The organism is Planctomicrobium stercoris (genome assembly GCF_051465655.1).
In the GTDB taxonomy this organism is placed as follows: domain Bacteria; phylum Planctomycetota; class Planctomycetia; order Planctomycetales; family Planctomycetaceae; genus Planctomicrobium.
On record NZ_CP195791.1, the window covers coordinates 1,962,194 to 1,982,094 of the forward strand.

Below are 19,901 nucleotides of genomic sequence, written 5' to 3' on the forward strand. Positions count from 1 at the left end.
GTTCTCAATCATTTAGCATGTCATTGAGAACTGTCTTGCGAGAAGGACTTCGCAACCATGAATCGACTAGTCCGCTCGCCCCGCGCTCCCGCGGGTCCTGTTCTCCTTCAAGACGGGCCTGCTCTGAATCGGCGAGTGGAGATTGGTCTTGTCGTCACCCTGCTGACGCTTCAGTTTCTGATCGGGCTGCACACAGCGTGGTCGAAATCGGTGACGCACGATGAAATCTGGCATCTGCCCGTCGGTGCGAGGAACCTGAGAGACGGACGATTCGACATTGAGCGGGTCAATCCCCCGTTGTCGCGAATGTGGGCAGCTGTCCCGCTGGTGGTGAGCGGAGTTCATGTCGATCGGGAGACGGTCGGGCAGGGGCTGGGGCTGAAATTTGTTGAAGACCACCCCCAGGACTTTGGCCGCTGGTACCGCTGGGGCAGGGGATTGAACCTCGCCTGGACGATCGCCACCGGCTGCATTGTCTATCTGTGGGGCCGACGATTTTATGGTCCCGTATCAGGACTGCTGTCGCTGCTGCTGTATGTGACATGCCCCAATGTGATTGCCTATGGAAGCGTGGTGACCCCGGATGCTGCCGGGACGTTCGGGTTTGTCTCGACCCTGTTTGCTTTCACTCTGTGGTGCGAACGTCCACGCTGGCGACAGGCGATGCTGTGGGGCGGCATGCTGGGAATCGCCCAAGGGGCAAAGTTCACCTGCCTGATTCTCTATCCTCTTCTTGTGGTCATCGCGTTCCTGCAGTGGGGGAAGCTCTCTTCAGAATTCAGAACGTCTTGGAAGCGTTTCGTTCCGCAAGTCCTGGGGGCAGTTCTCGTCAGCCTTCTCGTTCTGTGCGGCAGTTATGGTTTTCAGGGGATGTTCATCAGGCTGGCGGATTATCAATTTCATTCTGCCGGGATGCAGGCGATTCAGGCACTTTTCAGTTTTGTGAAGTGGCTCCCGGTGCCGTTTCCGCAGGACTATGTGCTGGGGATCGATGAGCAGCGATTGGTCATGGCGGGGCAGCATCCTGTTTATCTGGACGGAGACTGGAGTCTGACGGGGTTTCGTACTTATTTTCTGAAAGCCCTGCTCTATAAACTGCCGCATGTCTTTCAGCTGTTGGTGATCCTGGCAGCTTACCTGCTGGTCCGACGAAGGGGCGACATCCCGCAGCCGTGGCGGAAGGCAACGACCCTGCTTTGTCCGGTCGTTCTATTAATAGTCATCACTAGCTATGAAAGTCTGCAGCTGGGCCTGCGCTATATTCTGCCCGTGCTGCCGCTGCTGATGATATTCGCGGGGAGCTCTGCACATCTGTTTCGTTTTGAATCCTCCGGCAGACGCCGGCTCGCCATCGCCAGTGTGACGATCCTGTGTGGTCTTTCACTACGATTTCATCCCAGCCACCTCACGTATTTCAACGAAGGAGCAGGGGGGCCAGTCGGGGGACGGCACCACCTGATCGATTCCAATCTGGACTGGGGGCAGGATCTGAATGCTCTGAGTGAGTATCTTAAAGAGCAGGGGATCGACTCGCTGGGCCTCGCCTACTTCGGAATGGTTCCGCCGAAAGCGATGGGGATCCATTATGAACTGCCTCCCTCCTGGGAGCCGAAACCCGGACTGTATGCGGTGAGCGTCAATTTTGTGATGGGCAGGCCGCATGGGATCACGCTGGAAGATGGCGCCTTCCGCGCGGCCGACTTTCAGGAGTTCGGTTACTTCCGATTCTTCACTCCGATGAAAAGCTTCGGAGGTTCCATCGACCTGTACGACATTGAAACTGATGATATTGAAGAATGGAATCAGGCGCTGCAGGCTTCCGGTCTGTCCGGTCGTCGCAGATGAACATTGAACGGTTCGTGACCACTTGGAAATGGCTGCGACCGGTCAAACGACGTGATGAAGAGGGTCGCGTTCGGGAAGCTGTGCGAGTTCCCGAAAACGCCAGTCTTGCCAAAGTTCTCTTTACCCGGCGATCCAGCGGCAGATAGACTCTGGGGAAGGGCGTAGCCTCGCTGCTGGATCAGCGCAGGAGAGTGAACGGAGTCGCGATGATGATCATGTGGTATGATGTTCTGGTGCTGGGGATCCTGGCGTTCTTCGCCTTGCGCGGAGCGATGCGGGGATTCATCTTTCAGATCGCCAGTCTCGCCGGCATCATTCTCAGCTTCGTGTTCGCGGACGCAGTTTCCAACGCTGCCGGCCCGTACGTGCATCTCGACCCGCCGATGAACCACTGGGTTCTGATGGTGGCCTCTTATCTGGGATTCACGTTTCTCTGCTTCCTGGCTGCGCGGATGCTTCATGAAGTCATTGAGAAATGCAAACTGAAAGAATTCGACCGGCATCTGGGAGTCGCTTTCGGGCTCATCAAAGGGGTCCTGCTGGTCCTCATCATGACGTTTTTCATCGTGACGGTTTCGGAGAGCGCGAGGGCTTCGCTGAAGAATTCTTACACCGGCCGGTACTGCGCCATCATCATGGACCGGCTCGAGCCGATCCTTCCTCACAAATTGCATGTGGCACTCGAAGACTACATCCATCTGCTCGACTCTCCCGATCTGCCGCTGATTCATGAACACGATCCGTTTGAAGGTTCCTCCGGATCCAATTCCAGTCTGGGGCAATCGACGACCCTTCCCCAGCCGACCAATTCCGGATCGTCCTCGACCGGGACTTCTTCGCCCGCGTCTGCTCTCTGGGGCCAGCTGCAGCAGCTCTTCGATTCCCAATCGCAGCAGATCGTTTCCAGCGCGCTTCAGAATTCGGATCCGCAGACTCGAATTCAGCTCGAACAGAAATTGAACTCGCTCATCAATTCCATCCCTCCTCAGGAGCGGGCGAACCTGCAGCAGCAGATCGTTCAGGTGGGGGCTGGCCAGCTGCAGCAATATGTGGACTGGCGATTGAGTCAGCTCGGGACGCCGGTGTCGCCAGCTCCGTCGAATTCAAGTGCCCCGAGTCCGATTCCATCCAGCAACCCGCACCTGACGGTGATCCGCGAAATCGCCGCCGTCTATTCGCCGCTGCCCAACGTGCAGCAGAATATCGAACAGGACATCCAGCGGCGGATTGCCGGGATCCCGGACTCGGTCAGCAAGGCGGCACTCCACGACTGGAAGTCGGATCTCCTCGGCCACAAACCCGATCCTGATCCAAAGACGGGAGCACAGGTCCTGGTGGAGATTCGCATCATCAATCAGATGCAGATTCAGGGGCTCCGCATTGAGCAACTCGGAGCCGATGCCCAGCAGCGCCTCCGAGCCGCTCAGGCTCATTCGAATCCCTCGGGCAGTTCCTTGTAAGCAATCGCCTAAGCCGGTCGCTGCAGAGCAGGCGACCCAGTTCGGTTCAGCAGGTTCCGAGAGTCAAACAGACATGCTTCAGAACATCGATCTCAGGCACACGATGAACGATGCGGGGTCGCTGCGCGAAATCCGCAGCTGCGTCGTTGAATCAAATCGCCACACGCCTCAGGAGCGGCAGACCGTCTCCACAGAACTGAGATCGCACCCATACCCCAACGTCCGATAATGTCCGCTAAGCCTTTACAGGGTATTGACTTACGGCAAAATTGACGCGGTGACCGATTACCAGTCGGAAGCCGAAAATCTGAGAAAAAATTTCCAAGATATTTTTTCCAGACGGGGATAAAAAAGCCCCGCTCAGTTGGAGCTGAGCAGGGCGGTGAATTGAGCCAGCGACGTTACCAGCGTCCTCGCTCGTGATCACGCAACAGGTAGAAGCTGTGCGAGACGGTTTCATTCTATCGGCGGATTTGTACCCCTGCAATCTCATTGTGGATTGCTGGGGTTTCTGCGTTTCTCCGTCTCGCCTCGAAAGTCGTGGTTTTGCCCCGTCCCCTCAGTCACCAGCAGGGCAGGGAGCCGCGACTCCTTGCCTTAGGGACGGGGCTTTTTCTTCGATTCGTCGCGGCGAAAGTCTCTTCGCGGAGAGTGAAGCATGGAATTGTCAGAGATCGTTGCGTCCCTGCGTGCGTGTGACATCGCCCTGGGCGATGCAGCGCGTCCCCTCATTCAGATTTCGCAGCGTCAATCAGCAACTGCTGCTCGGGTTTTTGACCTTGTCCGCATTGCCCGTTTGCTTCTCAAGGAGGAGGCGGATGTGCTTCTCAGCGTTGCGGACCTCGAAAGCAAGGTCGCTGGTATCACGGCTCCATCAGTACAGGGGGGCTGAATCATGCAAGAGCAAGACCTTCTCAATCAATGCGATGAAATCGCTGGTGACATTGCCTCACTCGTTGATGTCACTTGTCCGATGCTCGCAGATGACGTTCATCAAATCGGCACAGTTGCCGATCGTCTCGGCGTATCCGTTCCGCAAGCCATGTCGATGGCAGTGCGTTTACTTGGCTCCTGCTGGGCTGATGGCGTGCTTCGCTCTGATGGTGAAACAAATTTCATCATCGCTCGCTGCCAGAATCTCGTTGATCGGCGGCTTCCCGACATCTACCGTCGGGTTCATTTCTGAAGTCTCCATCCCGGCTGCCTGCCTACACCAAACCTTACCAGTCCGCGCAGGCACTCGGGTTGAATCACTGGAAGCACAGGCGTTTTCTGTGCGTCTGCGTTGCCGTCGAGAATCCGCTGTAAGCATTGGATGCTTGCAGCGGTTTTTTATTGGGCAGCGTGGACCATCTCGACGGCAGCCAATGCAGGAAGCGGCGGCTGCTTATTTCTCTGTTGTTTGACACGGAAGGTAGCCCCATGGCGAAGAGCGTCGCCGAACTGTACATCGACCATCCTCCTTGCCACATCATCGGCATTAAGATGGCCTGCACTCACAAGCCGTCTCGGGAATTCGGAGACAAGTACATTGTCTCGGCTCAAACTCCCTTCGGAAAAGTCGAATCGAACGTTGACCCCGTCATTTTTCAGGCAGCGGAACGTCTCAAGGATGAAGACGGGGTTCTGCTCCATATTCAGCCCCGGCAGGAGCAGGTGAAGGGCCAGTTCAATAAGGGCGGGTACTTCTTTCAGTTCGACATCATTGACGTGACTGCCGTTCCGCTGAACTTTGGCGAACAGCCGAAGACGACGGCTCCGAAGATCTGAAGATGCCCAGGAGCGCCCCGGCCCATTTCCGACGTTTCGTTGGGCCGGGGCAGGTTTCTGCTTTCAGAGAAGTTCACGCAAGAATCCAGCTCACGAACTCACCAGCATGTCCGAGCGTCGATTCTGTCCACAGCGTGAATTTCTCCGATAGCAGCCCAGCTGCAAATAGGGGGGTGAGTCTCTCCCGCAGTGCCCATCACCTCCCCCCCACACCTGCGGGGGAGTGATGGGTGCGGAGGGAGAGACGGTCTCTCCTGTATCCCGGAACTTCCCCCTCTTCTTTTCAGAACATCGAAAAGGCCGCTGAGAGGTTGAGACTTCTAGGAAAACGCCGCCAGCGGCCTTCATTGTCTTCACGAGTTGAGGCAAGTGGACCAGAGGAAGATGGGGTGTGGGGAAGAAACCGGTGAGGTTTCCTCCCCACATTAGATCAGGAGAAAAGACGTTGTTCTTCATCCCCGGTTACATCGTCAAAGAGTGCTGTGAAGGTGAAGGGCAAGTTCTGTTTCGACAGTGGAAGCAAGCGATTCGAGAGAGCAACAGCGAAGCAAAGCGTAGTGCTGAGTTGGCATTGGCAGGATATTTCCGAAGCCGTCGCCGTGGAGAGCGAGACACGCAAGCCGCTGAGTTCCTTGAACGAGTTCCTGACTTGGGACGTGCCCAAGCAGAGAAAGAGTTTGGTGTAGTTCTTCAAACGAAGGAGCGGGAGCATGCGAGAAGCAAGCAAGGCAAGCCTCAACGTCAGCACTGGCAGCAATGGAGATGAGGTAGGGCAGGGTGGCGTATCCAGTATCACGCCACCCCCAAATACACAGCAGTGTATCAATCAAGTAGGCGGCGTGGACTCGATCAGCATCAACGTATGGGCCGACATGCCCGAAGGGCCTTTCGGTATCTGGATGGGACTTCTGGCGGAATCGCAGTTGGTCGCACGTGCAAAACATTCCCCGGCGATCATCACCGTTGGCCTGAGCCGTTCGAATCAGGGATATCTCGCGTCTGTGCATGAGCGGGGCAGTCGTTCGGGAGCCGGGTTCAAGTACGTGGTCGAAATCGATGGTGTCCGTTTTCTGTTCAGCGGTAAGCCCAGCAGCGTGAAGCGTGCGAATGTGATGGTGGAAGCCATGGGCGGGGCAATGCTGCGGTTCGGTTGGTCTGCCCGGGAGCTGTGGCAGTTCGCGGAACAGGTTCTTCGTGCGATCGGTTACCGGGTCGACAATCATTCCATCGGGCGTATCGATTGCTTTGTGGATGTGCCTGGAATTAAGGCTGTGAGTTTTCGCAAGGCGGCACAAGCTGGCCGGTGTGTGCGAAGAGCCAACCACGTGGCTCCGTTCAGCGTGGCCAGCGAAGAGCAGCTGCACAGGGCGATCGATCGGTCATATGAGCGGGGCAAGGCCGCTGTGATTGAAGCTGTCAGCAACGTTTACGATAACGGTCTGATCGCTGTGAAAGCGGCAGTCAGCAAAGCCCGTCTGGACGGGGAAATGGACCTTGCCACGTATGGATGCGGCGGTCCCGGAAGTGGCCTTCAGGTCGGTCGGCGCGATGTGATCTGTCGCGTTTACGACAAGGTTTTCCAGCTGGAGCGGTTCCATCCGGAGCGACTGGAAGTCATGCGGGAAGCGTGGGGCGTCGCCAATGATGTCCCGGTCACTCGTATTGAGTATCAGCTTCGCGGTGCGTGGCTCCGGTCATACAAGGTCCGGTCAGTCGACGACTTTGAAGCTCGTTCGCGTGCGGTCGTTGAGTACCTGACAGAGACATGGTTTTTGCTCGCGGATTACGACGGCCACAACAAAGACCGTCGCCACATCCTGCCAGTCTGGAAGCGAGTCCAGGCGGTGTTTCGATCAGTCTTTGGCAGAAGACGGAAGCGGATGCGAAAAGCGGAACCCGCAGTGGATCCAAAAACAACGAACCGCCTCATCAAGACGGCGGTCTCACTGTTGAGGACTGCATCGGGCAGGGCATTCGGTCCGATCGAACAAGTCGGCGAATACAGGTTGGCGGTTCACCAGCTCGTTGAGCATGGCGTTGAAATGTTCGACGGCTGGGAGAACGAATACAGCGGCCATCTCCACCGGCTGAATGAGTACTTCCAGCGGGGCGGTTTCGAGACTGAGCCATCGTATCCCTTTCAGGTGTGGAGCCGACGCCCGGAGCTGGTTGACGTTGCCGGGATGACGGGCCTTCATGCGATGGCAGGGGTTCCCAATGGCTGATTACTTGGCACATTTGTTGATTCAAACGGTTGTCGGTGCGATCACCGGAACCGTGTGCGTATTCGGATTGTTGTTGATCCGGGTTCTCGTCCGGGTGTTCCGGAAGAGAAGGGGAGGTAAGTGATGGAAGAACCCGTCACCGCGTTACAGCTGTTTGTTTCGCATTACCTCGGTTTTCTTGTGTTTCATTTCGTGCTTTATGCGGCGTTCTGGGTCACTGGCCCGGCAAAGTTTATGAGCACGTTGAAGGATTGAAAAATGAAGAACGTTCTTTCCAAGGTGTCCGCTTTTGTTCCTTCTGTGGCACAGCTGCGCCGGTTCGCTCCGTGCCTGCTGGCAGCTGTTGTGATGCTGTGCTTCAGTGCTGCTGCGTTCGCTCAGGAGGGAGGTGGCGGCGGGTCGTTTCAGGTTTACGACGTCATCACCGACGACGAATGGAATTCCATTGTGACGGCGGTGGGAACCAAGGTGGGATCCGTCATCAAAGGCATGCTGACGCTTGCGGTCGGAATGCTGTTGGTCGGTCTGGGAATCAAGCTGCTGCGTCGTTACACGACTCGCGGTGTCTAGTCTTCTGATTCCGCTGGCGTAGGGGGGCCGGTACTCCGGCCCCCCGTAGCTGGCCGGTACTCCGGCCTCCAACGATCCCATCTTCCCTTGGTCTGATCATGTCTGAAGAAATGACATCAGCTGAGTTCTACGCGGAATGCCTGGGCAAGCTGAACCACATGGATCAGCTCTTGGTGGTGTGCGTTTACGCCCTCTGCTGCATCGCCGGTGCCCAGACGTTTGTGGTTTTGATGTACGCGGCTCGCAACAAGAATTTCTGGGGGTGATCATGCACAGGATTGTCGTTCTCGCACTGCTGCTGATCGGACTGATGCCATGTACGGCGAATGCGCAGTACATTTGGAATGGGGCGGGCACAGTGTTGGTTCAGCTGTCGGGTTCAGGGCAGGGGTGCACCAGCGGCGGCGCATACTTCACGCTGTTGCGTAGAACAACCGGGGGCCAAGACATCCCCTATCTGTTTCAATATTCCTGCTCAAACAATAGCTTTACCCGTCGTGACAACGGGGGGCCTGAGAACGTAATTACAGCCCAGGAGTACACCGATGCAGCAACAGCAGTCGGGTACACGTTCTGTCCGACATTTCTGAATGCAGGTTGTGGATATCCTCCCCCTCCGTGCCCGGGCTATGACGGTGGGCAGGTTGGGCAAAACTGTTGCTCCAATGGTTTGTTCGGTGCCACGTATTATGTCGCGACCGATGGTGACGGGTGCGAATACCTCGCCTGTAATTCTGGTTCATGTCACGGCTGCGGTGATCCTCCTTCGCCTGGGGAAGGTCAGTCATGTTCTTGTGGTGAAGGGCAGGGGAACGGTGTGACATCGTTCACGTACGACGGCAATGGCTGCCCCAACGGAACGTTCTGTGATGATTGCCAGCCATGCCCGGAGCTGAGCGGCGGTGACTTGGAGCAGGTGGGGCGGGAATGCCAGACGGAAACGGCTTCGGGTCATTTCGAGATTGTTGATGGCCCTGATGGGTGCCCGACGTTGGATTGCGTCTCTGATCCTGATCCCTGTCTGGCGGATTCGAATCGTGACGGGGTTTACGATTACTTGGAAGGCAATCCCTACGGTCCCATGCTTTCAATGGGGGAAGGCTATGCCTGCGTCTGTGAGGATGACCGGGAGGGGAAGTTGCATATCGAGAACAATGAAGACGGCTGTCCGGTTCCGTCCTGCGTCTGCGAAGAGGATGAATGCAAAGATGCTGGCGGTGACACCGACGGGGATGGCTGCTGTGATGATGAAGACCCGGATCCGAACGATTCCGAAGTGAATTGCGATGATTGCAATATGAAGATCAAGGAGAAGATGCAGGAGATTGTCCAGACGTTTCGGTACGCCGTGGCGCTTCCGTATGCGGGTGGAACTGAATCGCAGTGGGATTTTGAAATTGACTTGATGAGCACGTCGGATAGCCCGTTGATTCGTCCGTTCGGGATTAAGTTTGGCGGGGATTTGACTGAAGGGCGGCTTTGGGTGGGGCAGGAGTCGGCCGGAAGTGTGAATGATGATGTCCTGGCGCGGCTCTTTGAGTGGCGGTCGACGGTACGAGGAGTGATTGCAGGGGGCGTGTACCTGCTGTTCGCGATGCAATGTCTGTTTGCTCTCTTTGATCCCTCACGGTGATTTATGTGGTCTGTTCTGTTGTCTGCTCTGTACGCCGGATTCTTGGACACAATCAATCCTGTGAAGTGGGTCCGGTACATCATCCAGGGCGCTTTCAAAGCTCTGAAACGGTTTATTTGCTGGGTCGTGATGTACTTTTTGGATATGGCGAATGGCTGGGCGGAGTACTTTCTCTCGTTCCTTCCGAATTGGTCGGGAACGTACTCGTCACTGATTTCGTGGTTCGCGACGATCAACGGCTGGGTGCCTGTTGATGTCTTTCTCTGGTGTGGTTTCACCTACGTGATGTTCTGCGCCTGCATCGCTGGATTTCGTTTTGTGAAGTCCATGGTTCCGACTCTGGGAGGTTGATAGGTGGCAAGTCGTCCGCAATTGGAATGCGTGATCGGGGAGTCCGGGGCAGGGAAGACGCTGTATGTGTCGGCCTTCCAGCTGGTCAATTTTCTTCGTGATGAATCCGGAGATTACTGGCACAATCTCCCGCTGAAGCCGGAAGGTCTCGCGGCTCTCTCTGGGAAGTCCGTTCAGGAGGTGGAAGCCCGGTTGAAGCTGATCCCGGCTGAAGAGCTGAAAACGTGGATCGAAGGGAAGGGCGGTCCATGGTCGTTTTTTGCTGATAAAGACATCAAGGGTGCACATATCGCCATTGATGAAGCTCATCGGTACTTTGGCAAAAAACATAGCAAAGCCCACCTTGCCGCCCTGGGTGAGTGGACCGGGGGACTCAGGCATCACGGCGCAACCTGCCAGCTGATCACTCAGCATGAATTCAAGCTGAGCACTGATGCAAGAAATGAAGCTGGGGTGCAAACGCGGATCTTTGCACCGAGCCAGCGAACGGAGCTGTTCACCGGCGCCAAGTGGCATGATGTGTTGCAGCTGCTGAGTAAGTTCTGGCGGAAGAAAGTTGGCCTGACGATCGTTCGCGAAGGGGTCACTTCGGGCCGCTCGGCCCGGGATTTCACGAACGACGGCTTCCGGTACATCTTTCATAAGAAGGAACATTACGCCTGTTACGATTCGTACAACAACATCGCGGCAGAAGGGGCCAGCCACGATGGGGAAGCGAACCGGCCGAAAGAGGAGTGGGAGCGCTTCAGCTGGCCACGTCTGATTCTCTGGTACGTTGAGCGGAATTTCTGGCCGACCGGCTTGCGTGCCGGGGCAGCCGCGGGGCTGTTCTGGCTGTTCGCCCTGGGCGGTCTCTCGATGATTGTTGAAGGGGCCTTTTCTTTCGGGTCTCTGGCAGCCGGTTCGCTTGGCGGAACCCCGACTGCGAAGGGCAAGGCTCAGGTTCAGTCGGTGTCGCCTGATAGCGAACCGCAACCAACTCTTGCGAAGGATGTTGAATCCAAACGCCAGCTGAACCAGCTGGCGGAACAGAACCGAATGATGGCATTGAGACTGCAGGAGGCAGCGACTTATGCGGAAGAACTTACCGGTTTGGTGGCCGTTGTTGGGGATGCTTGTTATTGGGCCGATGGCTCTTCTGGGAAGGTCGGTGACCGTATTGAAACAGGGCCTTTCATTGGCCATCAGGTCGTGTCGATTGATAGCGCTCACGGTCGTGTGGAGCTTTCTGGCGGTACTGTGCTGCGGGTTGGTGTGCTTAGTCCTTCTCAGTATCAGCGGGTGCGCAGCTGGACAGCGGCAGGCACTCCCGGAAGTGGGGCACAGCCTTCAGGCTCCAGTGGTCCCGGTGAGGGAACCCATTCTAAAAGCGATCTATCAGTCAGCTCCCCCCCCATCGTCCCCATCCCCGGTGTCAAGCCTCGATTCCAAGATGGTGACAGGCCGGTTCAATCAAACCCCGATGCGGGTGTTCACAACCCTCCTCGCCGATCAATACGGCGTTTGCGTGGCGGTGGAACAAGCATTGGACCAGAAAACCGTGACGGGGGACTTTCAGGAAACTCCTCTCCGGGTGTGTCTGGCGACGGTAGCCCGGACTCTGGGCGTGGAACTGGTGGAGCTCCGGGGCCTGTTTTACCTGGGGCAGCCGAAACCGGAGGACAAGGTGGTCATGATTCGCAAGATTCGCAGGCTGACTGACACGCAGGTTGCTTCAGCGATTGGCGGGTTCCTCAGTTCAGGGGGAACGCTGACGGCGCTGCCCGATGGCCTTGTGCTCATCGGTGACAGTCTGGAAGTCGTCGAACGCATCGCAGATGTGTTTGAGAGATTGGAAAAAGCCCCGTCCGTTGTTTGGTGCGTTCAGCTGCATGTGATCAGCATGAGTGATAAGGATCTTTTGGATTTCGGACTGGATGTGAACCCTGCTCTTGAGCTGGCGGCGGGGTACGCAAACCTTTCGAACGTGACGAAGGATTTAACTCTCGGTGTCAAACAGGGCTTGAGGGAAGAGGGCGGGGCGAGTGTTGCGGACGCCAGTCTTTCAGCCGTCCTTCGTGCAACCCGCGAACGTTCGAGCATGAAGATTGTGGCGGATCCGCTTTTCACTCTGATTGAAGGGTCGTCTTCGACCGTCACGCGTGGATTGAAGATCCCGATCCGAACGTCAATCGTGACCGGCAACGCCGGGAACGTTTCCAACAATGTGCGTTTCGTTCAAACGGGTCTCGAAGCGACGGTGAGCGTTCGGGAAATCTCTGACACGGTGGGTCGCCTGACGTTGAAGCTGAATGTCTCTGATGTCGTTAACGCTGATGTGAATCTGGGGCCGACGACCGATGATCAGGGGATGACCTGCGAAACCGATATGAATGCAGGCGGGGTGTATCTGCTCGGCGGTTTGAGACGCGGGAAGAAAGAGCAGGGGAGAGGATCGTTTTTCACCCTGGGCGAAAAGAAGAATCAGGAAGCCGATGTGTGGCTTGTCTGGGGAAAGTGCTACCGCATCGCGAAGGAGATTGAATAATGCTCGCTCAGGTCCTTGATATCGTTTCGGAAGATGCATTCGGTTCGATTATTGAAGCGATGCGTCCGGCGTTGTCTGCGATGCTGTTGAAGTTTATCGGCTTCATCATCGGGATGGAGATTCTGAAGTTCTGCATTCGGCAGCTGTCACTGATCATTCGTTCGTACGACGATCAGAAGGATTGGGAGCGTGTTTACAACAGCATGAAGCCGTTTTCCTCGGATGATGAAATGCGTCGGCTCCGGAATGACTTCTGGGGCAAGCGGAATCAGGGCACCATCCGCAGCCGACGTGCCCGGAAGAACAAGTTTTTCGTTTCGAGATGATGTCACAGATTGTGGCAAAGCCAGGCCGACAGGTCGCATAGCTCCATCTGCTCGCTGTGCGTTCGAAGAGTCAGTCTCGCTGAATTGGTTCGCTTGGAATGTGGTACGAAAGTCGAATCGTCGAAGAAGTGAAAGAGGATTCTTGAATGTCGTTTTTTGATCTCAGTCAAGGCTTCTGGTTCGCCCTCGGAATGGCCCCTGTCGTCGTGATGCTTTACTGGTCCGCCCGGTATCTTGAAAATAGCATCCTCGAAGATGGAAAGATCAGTGAAGCTGAACGTCGTGAGAATGAAGCTTTCGAGCGTGGGTATCGCGAAGGTCTCCGGGCACGATGGATTGAAACGATGAATGAGAGACTCGATCAGTCCATCTCTGAAAAGCTCGCGGACATTCGCACTGTGTCGCGTAGGGAGACCAGTTCAATGTCTGAATCCGGATCCGGGCCGCATGCCTGACGTGAGGAAGGATCGGCACGGATCCGGATTCCGGGTTGAGTCTGGTGTTTCCATTTCGTAGAGTCGGAAATGCTCCGACTCTTTTTTGTTGTGAGGGCCAGTCTATGCGAGTCGTTTCGTTCGTTGTTTCGTTGATCGTGTTGGCCAGCTCAATCGTCCTGGCGGAAGAGAAGCCTGAAAAAGCTGAGAAGCCGATTTCAGAGCTCCAGTTCTGCAAAGATCTCATTGAGTTCAATCGGAAGGTCAAAGTCACTGGTACCGCTGTTAACCGTGATGCTCAGCGTCAAGAGAATTGGGTTGCATTCAATGAACGGTTCCAGCCTTTTGAAATCGAAATCGATGGTGTCATTTCTGAGGTGAAGTGGTCGCAGGGTTGGGCTGAGATTCATTATTCGTCTAGGACGCCGGCGTCCTTTTTGAAGGCGGCTACATTCGCAGCTCATCGCATTCTTCCAATTGAGTGTGAGGCTGACGCAGTAAAGCATCTGAAACGCGGAGACCGTATTTCTGTTCGGGCCTCTCTTTTCATCCAGCAGGATGGCTCAGTTGCTCAGCCTAGCGTCTGGTCTCCGGATGCGTCAGCCGTCTTTTACTTTGTAGCAGGGCGGAAGTTTGTTTCCCGGAAATTCGAAGTTCAGGTTGGGAAGGAGTCTTTCACTTTTGATCAGGGCGAACAGAAATGACACAGGACTTCATTCACATTTCCGCTCCGTTGAAGCATCCGAAGAAAGGCCTTCGATCCTGTGCTCGTTTGCCTCATGAGTGGATGTATTGCGACGTGTGCCGCAAAGTGTTGTTGCATCCTGTGGGGTCGGGCCGTCGTCGTCGTACGTGCTCCGATTCCTGCCGTCAGCAGCTCTGTCGAATGAAGAGGCGAGTCGAAAGTGTCACGAAAAGAAAATGCCCGGATTCGGCGTTGCGGGCGTTCGTGAACGTCTCAGGAAACCTTGATTTTCGCGGTCAGATCGATTAATATTGACCATACCCCAACGTCCGATAATGTCCGTTATGTTCAGTTCGGGCCTGGAAAAGCCCGGAAAACAACGGGGATTCATGCCCGCTCTCGTTTGGGGGCGGACGCTCGCCCAGGGGTGAAGTTGCTGGGGCATGAGATCGGAAGTCGCACTGCGAGGTTCTTCTTCTCGAGGTGGCCAGCGGGCGAGTCGCGGGACACTCTCCCTAGGAACGCCGTCCGGTGACGGGGTGGCCCGCAGGCAGTTTTGGAGCGATCTGTCTGGGGGCATGGCGTGTTCTCGGAATCGCTCCTGGTCTCTCGTGCGACGGCTCCCAGAGCGCGTCTTCACGACTGTGGCTGCCTTCCCAGACTCGTGTGATTCGCCCCCGCATGTCACGCCGGAAGTTCGCAATGCGGATGACTCCGAAGGTCAGCGCGAGCGACTTCGGCAGCGTCCAAAGATCAACTGCCTGGGGGGCGGCTTGAGAGTGTTTGCCCCGGGGAACGCTCCCCTTCTCTGTGCCCCGCAAGTGTCCGCGGGTTGCCAGACAGGCGATTGCTTTTCTGGGAAGCGATCGGGCGCGGGGGCGTCGACCGAAGATCCGAGCGTGAGTGTGCGTGCTCCGGACGCTCGTTTTAGCGGAGGGGCGGCACTCGGGAGGGGCCAATATCCGGATGACGATCCGAACTGCGGTCGAACCCTGTTGTCCGTTTCGGCCCTCTCCTCAGGCAGCTGCGAGGAGAGAGCACCTCGCAAGTGCGGCCTCGATCACTTCGCTCCGGTTTCGATGGCCAGTTCTTCTTCGAACCGGCCGATCTTTCGAAACTTCTGGTAGCGGCGTTCGAGCAGTTCCTGATGCGGAATCTCTCCGAGCTTCCGCAGGGCTTCACTCAGAGAAGCCTTCATCAGCATCGCCATGCGACGGTGGTCGCGATGGGCTCCTCCCAGCGGCTCATCGATGATCTCGTCAACGATGCCGAATTCGAGGAGGTCTTTCGATGTGAAGCGGAGTGCGTTTGCAGCCTTGTCTGCATGACGCGCGTGTTTCCAGAGGATGCCGGCACAGCCTTCAGGGCTGATGACGGAGTAATACGAAAACCGGAGCATCGCGACGTGATCACCGATTCCGATTCCCAATGCTCCGCCGCTCCCCCCTTCCCCGATCACCACGCAGATGATGGGGGTGTTCACGCGGCTCATCTCACGCAGATTCAGGGCAATCTGGTACGCCTGTCCCCGTTCTTCTGCTTCGATCCCCGGATACGCTCCGGCGGTGTCGATCAGACAGATAATGGGCAGATGGTACTTGGCAGCCATCTGCATTTTCATCAGGGCTTTGCGATAGCCTTCCGGATGGGCCATTCCGAAGTTGTGTTCGATCCGTTCTTCGAGGTTACGCCCCTTTTGCTGAGCGATCAGCATCACTTTGCGATCGTCCAGCTTGGCGAATCCGGTGAGAATCGCGCGGTCGTCCCCGTGAGCTTTGTCACCATGCAGTTCCACGAATTCATCGAAGACCAGTTCGATGTAATCGAGTGCCTGCGGTCGCGATTCATGCCGGGCGACGCGAACGATGTCCCAGGGGCTGAGCTGTTCGTAGATTTCCCGGCGGAGCTTGGTCAGTTCCGTTCGCAGGTTGCGAATCGCTTCCTTGATATTGGCGCTCGGATCAGGCTGGGCCTCGAGAGTTTCGAGCTGCTTTTCCAGATCAACAATGGGCTTTTCGAACGGCAAAGGGAGCAGTGCAGGCATAAATCTGATCTCGTACCGTCAACAAACTCGCTGGGGAGAAACAGGTTCACCCAGCGCGACGTGCCGGTTCAATGGAAACGATGAAATTCAACTCTCAGCGGATTCGACCAACCGGACGTTGTCCGCTGGGGAAACTGTAATGGTCCCGGCGCAATGCGGAAAGCCTGCATCACCACTCGATTCCGCTTATTCGATATCCAGATCATCCAGCGACGCAAGGGGTGTTTCCGACTTGGGAGCCGGAGCAGCTGTGGGGGCGGAAGGAGCCGGAGCTGCTGGTCGCGGAGCTGCCGGGGCTGGCATTCCGGGTTGGGCTGCCGTCGGCATCGCTGGAGCAGGTTGCCCCGGAACGGGAATCGGCTGGCCGGGCATCGGCATCCCCGGACGCTGGGGGAAGGGCATGCCCGGCATCGGCATTCCTGGATAACCTCCCGGCATCTGACCTCCGGGCATCCCCGGATATCCGGGAAACGGCATCGGGGGCATTCCAGGCTGCATCGGATACCCTGGTGGCATCATGCCCGGCTGCATCGGGTACCCCGGCATGGGATATCCCGGCATCGGCATTCCCGGAGGAGCCATCGCCGGATACGGACTGAACGGGGGTTGCGGCTGGGCCTGTGGAGGAACGGGGGCAGCTGCAACCGGTGCTTTGGCGGCAGGCTTCACCGGCTCGGGCGGGATGACGATCTTCGGCTTGGGTTTGGGAGCTGGCTGGGCTCCTCCTTCGGCGGTCCGCTTCGCATCCAGACGGCTGTCGAGCCGGTCATTCTGCTGCTGGGCATCCGAAGCCATGAACGCTGCATGCGTGCTGCGGGCGTGTTCAATCGGATCGACTTTGAAGAAGTTGATGTTCCGCACTTCCGCAAACACTTCCTGCATATTCGCAGGTCGATCTTTGGGCTTTTTGGCGAGGAGTCGAAGCACGAACTTCTCTGCCTCTGGTGTGATGTTGCTATCGAGCATCGTGGGAGGAGCGGGAGCATCCCGCACCTGCATCATCAGCAGGTCGTTGGGATTCGCGGTCCGGAATGGAGGATTGCCGGTGAGCATTTCATAGGTCATCACTCCCAGGCTGTAGATGTCGACGGAGTGGGTGAGGACTTCGCGACGAATCAGTTCCGGGGCCAGGTAGGTGCGGGTCCCCTGAATGACGATATTCGCCTTCTTGGACATGGCGTGGACGACAGAGTTCCCCGCGCGGCCTGCCAGCGAGAAGTCGATGAGGCGGACTTCGCCCCCCTTCGTCAGCAGCACGTTGTCGGGCTTCACATCTTTATGAATCCACTTCTTGTCGTGCATGTGCCCCAGCGCCTGGGAAATACATTCGACAATTCGCTTGGCCTTGGCCTGCACCTGCGGTTTTTCGTTCCGGATCATGGCTTTCACGTTGCCGCCGCGAAAGTACTCCATGATGTAGTAACCGTGGTGCCGGGTGAACTTCACTTCCTGGATGCGAATGATATTGGGGTGCTCGAGCGACTTCCCGACGCTCGCTTCATGCTTGAGATTCTTCTTGGCTTCCGGGTCTTTGAAGGCTTCCGGGAGGAGAATCTTCATGGCCATCGACTGCGTCGCGCCGGCCTTTTTCACTTCCCAGATCTGGGTCGCGTTTCCGGTCACGACGCAGTTGATCAGTTCGTAATCGTCAATTGTCTCGGAGTCCGCCACAATTCTGACCTTGTTTCGAATCTGCCCGCGAACTGCGGGATGAGGAAATGTCTGAGAGATGCCTACCCTTCAAGTGTAGACAACAGCTTGGGGGAATTGAAGAAGGGTTGAAGGGTTGAAGGTTGAAGGTTGAAGGTTGAAGGTTGAAGGTTGAGGGTTGAAGGTTGAGGGTTGAGAGTATCCTAACTCCTAACTCCTAACTCCTAACTCCTGCCCACTATCCACTACCCCCTCCCCCCTACCCCACAAAACTCATGATCGAGGAAACAATGAACCCGGTTCCGGCGAGGGTGATGATCACCCCCAGGGTGACAGCCAGTGTCCCCTGCACCGGTTTCTCGCGCTTCCGCAGGTGGAGTCGCCGATTGCGGATGGCCCGGATGCCCACGACGATCAGATAGAGCCCCACCGGAATCATCAGGCTGCGGAAGATCATGTCATCGCGCCGGCTGAGCTGGGCAAGCCCGGTCATACTCACTCCCCTGCACCAGTCGCGATTTTTGGCTTCGACAGCAGTCCCAGCAGTGCTGTCAGCACCGCCAGTGTCAGGCAGCTGGCGGCGAACCAATCTCCCAGCGTGACGTACCAGCTCGTTCGGGGATCCAGCGGAACGTCGGCGACAATCGCACAGTTCAACTGTTTGTGATACCGCCCGGTCCGCGGATCCCGGATCGAATTCCGGACAGAACTTTCGTCGTTGCGAGGACCGGCATCGTAGAACTTCAAAGCTTCGCGAACGACGCCATCCCCGTCGATCACTGCGGAGATCCCGGTGTTGACCGCCCGCACCAGCGGTGTGCGGGTCTCGATCGCCCGAAACTGCGATGTGATCAGATGCTGATCCAGCTCGCTCGATCCGTGAAACCAGCCGTCGTTGGTGAGATTGACGAGAACCTGATTCTGAGTGGGGGCATTCACCTTCGCAGACTTGGCGATCTTGCGGACGAGTTGAGGAACCGTGTCCTCGAAGCAGATGAGCGGGATCAGCTCCCAGTCCTTCCAGCGGAACACATGCGCCTGCTCCCCTTTGTCGATCCCGAACTTCCCTCGAAACGGGGTCAGCGACTGCAGGAACGGCAACGCATCACGCAGTGGAATGTACTCCCCGAACGGGACGCGATGAATCTTGTCATAACGGTTTGTGGCCCCTGCCCCTGGCTGGACGAAAACGGCTGAGTTGAACAGCTTGTACCCGGCAGGCTGGGCGAGGAAGGCATTCGTCCCGATGACCAGTGCGGCCTGAGTCATGTCGGCCATGTCAGTCAGTGCCCGATGGGACTCCTGTTCACGCCAGATCTTCACCGGGACTTCCGGGGCGATTTCAGCCAGGTTCTCGTCGGTGACCCCGTGTTCCACCTCATAAACGCCATAGGGAAACATCGCTTCCGGCCAGACCACGAAGTCAGGCTGTTCGGCAACCGTCAGCCCTGTCAGCTGGCGATGCATCAGGAAGATGTCCCGAGGATCATCTGTGTTATTTCGGACGCTGGCGACGTAATTCCCCTGAATGAGCGCGACACGCGGGCCCAGCGGAAAGTCCCCGTGACTGCGTCTTGCCATTCCATACCCGCAGGCCAGCACCACCAGCCCGACGGAGACGAGTCCTCCCAGCAGCTGTCGGCGCGGACTCTCGCTGGCAATCATCTCGACTTCACCCGGCCAGCACAGCTGCCACTTCTGAAAGAAGCGGGCCGGAACAAATTGAGCCACTGCCCCGTTCGCCAGCACGATCAGAAAACTGACTCCGTAAGCCCCGAGGATGTCGGTGATCTGAATGACATCGACCCACCGGTACTGCGAATGCCCCACGAAATACCATGCGAAACCGGTGAACAGGTGAGCCCGCAGGTACTCCAGCCCTGTCCAGAACAGAGGAGCTGCGATCATCAGCGGAACGCGGAATCGATGCACAGCCACGCGGCACAGGGCGAGAAAGACCGGCCAGAGAACAGCCAGATAGGCCGAGAGAGCCAGCAAGGCTCCATACATCGACACATCCCCCAGCCGCATCCATTGCAGTGTCGCCAGCCAGTAACAGAGTCCACTGACATAGACAATCCGATACATCCAGCGGGTCCGCTGGGCCGGACGAACGAGGGTGAGGAGCGGGACCAGACTGATCCAGGCCAGCGGCCCGAAGTCCACGGGAGTGAACGACGCCCAGAGCAGCACTGCAGTCAGCATCGACAGGGCCAGTGTGGTGATCGCACCAGGTCGACTCCGCTTTCCTCGCGAAATAATTTCCGCGACCCGGCGAGCGGTTTCCGGGGACTCCCCTGCCCCACTGTCAGCCACATTGTCCCCGACTGTGTTCACGTTCGGTCCATCCCTGCCCGATGTTGCTCCATCTGAAATCAGAT

At 56.9% G+C, this 19,901-nt stretch carries 21 protein-coding genes; 17 read left to right on the forward strand and 4 right to left on the reverse strand.

Annotation, left to right across the window (positions count from 1 at the left end; translation table 11 throughout):
- The first annotated feature begins 57 nt into the window (after nt 1–57).
- The 17 genes from SH661x_RS08080 (at nt 58) to SH661x_RS08160 (ending at nt 13,845) form a co-directional block, all read left to right on the forward strand.
- The gene (locus tag SH661x_RS08080; RefSeq protein ID WP_437229773.1) at nt 58–1,845 is read left to right on the forward strand and encodes an ArnT family glycosyltransferase; all 1,788 of its coding nucleotides are present in this window, start codon (nt 58–60) and stop codon (nt 1,843–1,845) included.
- Between the two features lie 14 nt (nt 1,846–1,859).
- A complete protein-coding gene (locus SH661x_RS08085) occupies nt 1,860–1,991 on the forward strand; it encodes a hypothetical protein (RefSeq protein WP_437229775.1) in 132 nt (43 codons plus the stop codon).
- Nucleotides 1,992–2,051: 60 nt separating this feature from the next.
- A complete protein-coding gene (locus tag SH661x_RS08090; RefSeq protein ID WP_437229777.1) occupies nt 2,052–3,305 on the forward strand; it encodes a CvpA family protein in 1,254 nt (417 codons plus the stop codon).
- Between the two features lie 658 nt (nt 3,306–3,963).
- Nucleotides 3,964–4,197 (forward strand): hypothetical protein, encoded by a 234-nt coding sequence (locus SH661x_RS08095; RefSeq protein ID WP_437229779.1) that lies wholly within the window; start codon nt 3,964–3,966, stop codon nt 4,195–4,197.
- Between the two features lie 3 nt (nt 4,198–4,200).
- Nucleotides 4,201–4,491 (forward strand): hypothetical protein, encoded by a 291-nt coding sequence (locus SH661x_RS08100; protein WP_437229781.1) that lies wholly within the window; start codon nt 4,201–4,203, stop codon nt 4,489–4,491.
- A gap of 236 nt (nt 4,492–4,727) precedes the next feature.
- Nucleotides 4,728–5,075 (forward strand): hypothetical protein, encoded by a 348-nt coding sequence (locus SH661x_RS08105; RefSeq protein WP_437229783.1) that lies wholly within the window; start codon nt 4,728–4,730, stop codon nt 5,073–5,075.
- A 710-nt stretch (nt 5,076–5,785) separates the two neighbouring features.
- Nucleotides 5,786–7,300 carry a hypothetical protein gene (locus SH661x_RS08110; protein ID WP_437229785.1) on the forward strand — a complete coding sequence of 505 codons (1,515 nt, stop codon included), beginning with the start codon at nt 5,786–5,788 and terminating at the stop codon, nt 7,298–7,300.
- 123 nt (nt 7,301–7,423) lie between these two features.
- Entirely contained in the window at nt 7,424–7,555 is a 132-nt protein-coding gene (locus SH661x_RS08115) for a hypothetical protein (protein WP_437229787.1), read from the forward strand.
- 3 nt (nt 7,556–7,558) lie between these two features.
- Complete coding sequence (locus tag SH661x_RS08120) at nt 7,559–7,870, forward strand: hypothetical protein (protein WP_437229789.1); 312 nt, start codon at nt 7,559–7,561, stop codon at nt 7,868–7,870.
- 98 nt (nt 7,871–7,968) lie between these two features.
- The gene (locus SH661x_RS08125; RefSeq protein ID WP_437229791.1) at nt 7,969–8,136 is read left to right on the forward strand and encodes a hypothetical protein; all 168 of its coding nucleotides are present in this window, start codon (nt 7,969–7,971) and stop codon (nt 8,134–8,136) included.
- A 2-nt stretch (nt 8,137–8,138) separates the two neighbouring features.
- The gene (locus tag SH661x_RS08130; RefSeq protein WP_437229793.1) at nt 8,139–9,503 is read left to right on the forward strand and encodes a hypothetical protein; all 1,365 of its coding nucleotides are present in this window, start codon (nt 8,139–8,141) and stop codon (nt 9,501–9,503) included.
- Between the two features lie 129 nt (nt 9,504–9,632).
- A complete protein-coding gene (locus tag SH661x_RS08135; RefSeq protein ID WP_437229795.1) occupies nt 9,633–9,854 on the forward strand; it encodes a hypothetical protein in 222 nt (73 codons plus the stop codon).
- Nucleotides 9,855–9,857: 3 nt separating this feature from the next.
- Nucleotides 9,858–11,555: a zonular occludens toxin domain-containing protein gene (locus tag SH661x_RS08140; RefSeq protein ID WP_437229797.1), complete on the forward strand. Its 1,698-nt coding sequence runs from the start codon at nt 9,858–9,860 to the stop codon at nt 11,553–11,555.
- Nucleotides 11,527–12,381: a hypothetical protein gene (locus tag SH661x_RS08145; RefSeq protein WP_437229799.1), complete on the forward strand. Its 855-nt coding sequence runs from the start codon at nt 11,527–11,529 to the stop codon at nt 12,379–12,381. The genes SH661x_RS08140 and SH661x_RS08145 overlap by 29 nt, the downstream gene beginning before the upstream one ends.
- Nucleotides 12,381–12,707, forward strand: coding sequence for a hypothetical protein (locus tag SH661x_RS08150; protein ID WP_437229801.1), 327 nt, complete (start codon nt 12,381–12,383; stop codon nt 12,705–12,707). Before SH661x_RS08145 ends, SH661x_RS08150 begins: the two co-directional genes overlap by 1 nt.
- Before the next feature lie 146 nt (nt 12,708–12,853).
- Nucleotides 12,854–13,162, forward strand: coding sequence for a hypothetical protein (locus SH661x_RS08155; RefSeq protein WP_437229803.1), 309 nt, complete (start codon nt 12,854–12,856; stop codon nt 13,160–13,162).
- A 104-nt stretch (nt 13,163–13,266) separates the two neighbouring features.
- Nucleotides 13,267–13,845, forward strand: a complete 579-nt coding sequence (locus tag SH661x_RS08160; RefSeq protein WP_437229805.1) for a hypothetical protein — start codon at nt 13,267–13,269, stop codon at nt 13,843–13,845.
- A gap of 1,041 nt (nt 13,846–14,886) precedes the next feature.
- On the opposite strand, the gene SH661x_RS08165 is transcribed toward SH661x_RS08160, so the two are convergent.
- From SH661x_RS08165 to lnt, 4 genes are all read right to left on the reverse strand, one after another.
- Nucleotides 14,887–15,870: an acetyl-CoA carboxylase carboxyltransferase subunit alpha gene (locus tag SH661x_RS08165; RefSeq protein ID WP_437229807.1), complete on the reverse strand. Its 984-nt coding sequence runs from the start codon at nt 15,868–15,870 to the stop codon at nt 14,887–14,889.
- A 186-nt stretch (nt 15,871–16,056) separates the two neighbouring features.
- Complete coding sequence (locus SH661x_RS08170; RefSeq protein ID WP_437229809.1) at nt 16,057–17,541, reverse strand: serine/threonine protein kinase; 1,485 nt, start codon at nt 17,539–17,541, stop codon at nt 16,057–16,059.
- A 238-nt stretch (nt 17,542–17,779) separates the two neighbouring features.
- Nucleotides 17,780–18,013, reverse strand: a complete 234-nt coding sequence (locus tag SH661x_RS08175; protein ID WP_437229811.1) for a hypothetical protein — start codon at nt 18,011–18,013, stop codon at nt 17,780–17,782.
- A gap of 2 nt (nt 18,014–18,015) precedes the next feature.
- Nucleotides 18,016–19,857, reverse strand: coding sequence for an apolipoprotein N-acyltransferase (gene lnt / locus SH661x_RS08180; protein WP_437229813.1), 1,842 nt, complete (start codon nt 19,855–19,857; stop codon nt 18,016–18,018).
- Between the last annotated feature and the right edge of the window lie 44 nt (nt 19,858–19,901).

Coding starts and splice junctions, on each gene's coding strand:
- SH661x_RS08160 (WP_437229805.1), top strand. CDS start 13,267: ATGCGAGTCGTTTCGTTCGTTGTTTCGTTGATCGTGTTGGCCAGCTCA.
- SH661x_RS08115 (WP_437229787.1), top strand. CDS start 7,424: ATGGAAGAACCCGTCACCGCGTTACAGCTGTTTGTTTCGCATTACCTC.
- SH661x_RS08175 (WP_437229811.1), bottom strand. CDS start 18,013: ATGACCGGGCTTGCCCAGCTCAGCCGGCGCGATGACATGATCTTCCGC.
- SH661x_RS08105 (WP_437229783.1), top strand. CDS start 4,728: ATGGCGAAGAGCGTCGCCGAACTGTACATCGACCATCCTCCTTGCCAC.
- SH661x_RS08145 (WP_437229799.1), top strand. CDS start 11,527: ATGATTCGCAAGATTCGCAGGCTGACTGACACGCAGGTTGCTTCAGCG.
- SH661x_RS08165 (WP_437229807.1), bottom strand. CDS start 15,870: ATGCCTGCACTGCTCCCTTTGCCGTTCGAAAAGCCCATTGTTGATCTG.
- SH661x_RS08095 (WP_437229779.1), top strand. CDS start 3,964: ATGGAATTGTCAGAGATCGTTGCGTCCCTGCGTGCGTGTGACATCGCC.
- SH661x_RS08125 (WP_437229791.1), top strand. CDS start 7,969: ATGTCTGAAGAAATGACATCAGCTGAGTTCTACGCGGAATGCCTGGGC.
- SH661x_RS08135 (WP_437229795.1), top strand. CDS start 9,633: ATGTACTTTTTGGATATGGCGAATGGCTGGGCGGAGTACTTTCTCTCG.
- SH661x_RS08080 (WP_437229773.1), top strand. CDS start 58: ATGAATCGACTAGTCCGCTCGCCCCGCGCTCCCGCGGGTCCTGTTCTC.
- SH661x_RS08090 (WP_437229777.1), top strand. CDS start 2,052: ATGATGATCATGTGGTATGATGTTCTGGTGCTGGGGATCCTGGCGTTC.
- SH661x_RS08130 (WP_437229793.1), top strand. CDS start 8,139: ATGCACAGGATTGTCGTTCTCGCACTGCTGCTGATCGGACTGATGCCA.
- SH661x_RS08120 (WP_437229789.1), top strand. CDS start 7,559: ATGAAGAACGTTCTTTCCAAGGTGTCCGCTTTTGTTCCTTCTGTGGCA.
- SH661x_RS08155 (WP_437229803.1), top strand. CDS start 12,854: ATGTCGTTTTTTGATCTCAGTCAAGGCTTCTGGTTCGCCCTCGGAATG.
- SH661x_RS08110 (WP_437229785.1), top strand. CDS start 5,786: ATGCGAGAAGCAAGCAAGGCAAGCCTCAACGTCAGCACTGGCAGCAAT.
- SH661x_RS08100 (WP_437229781.1), top strand. CDS start 4,201: ATGCAAGAGCAAGACCTTCTCAATCAATGCGATGAAATCGCTGGTGAC.
- SH661x_RS08150 (WP_437229801.1), top strand. CDS start 12,381: ATGCTCGCTCAGGTCCTTGATATCGTTTCGGAAGATGCATTCGGTTCG.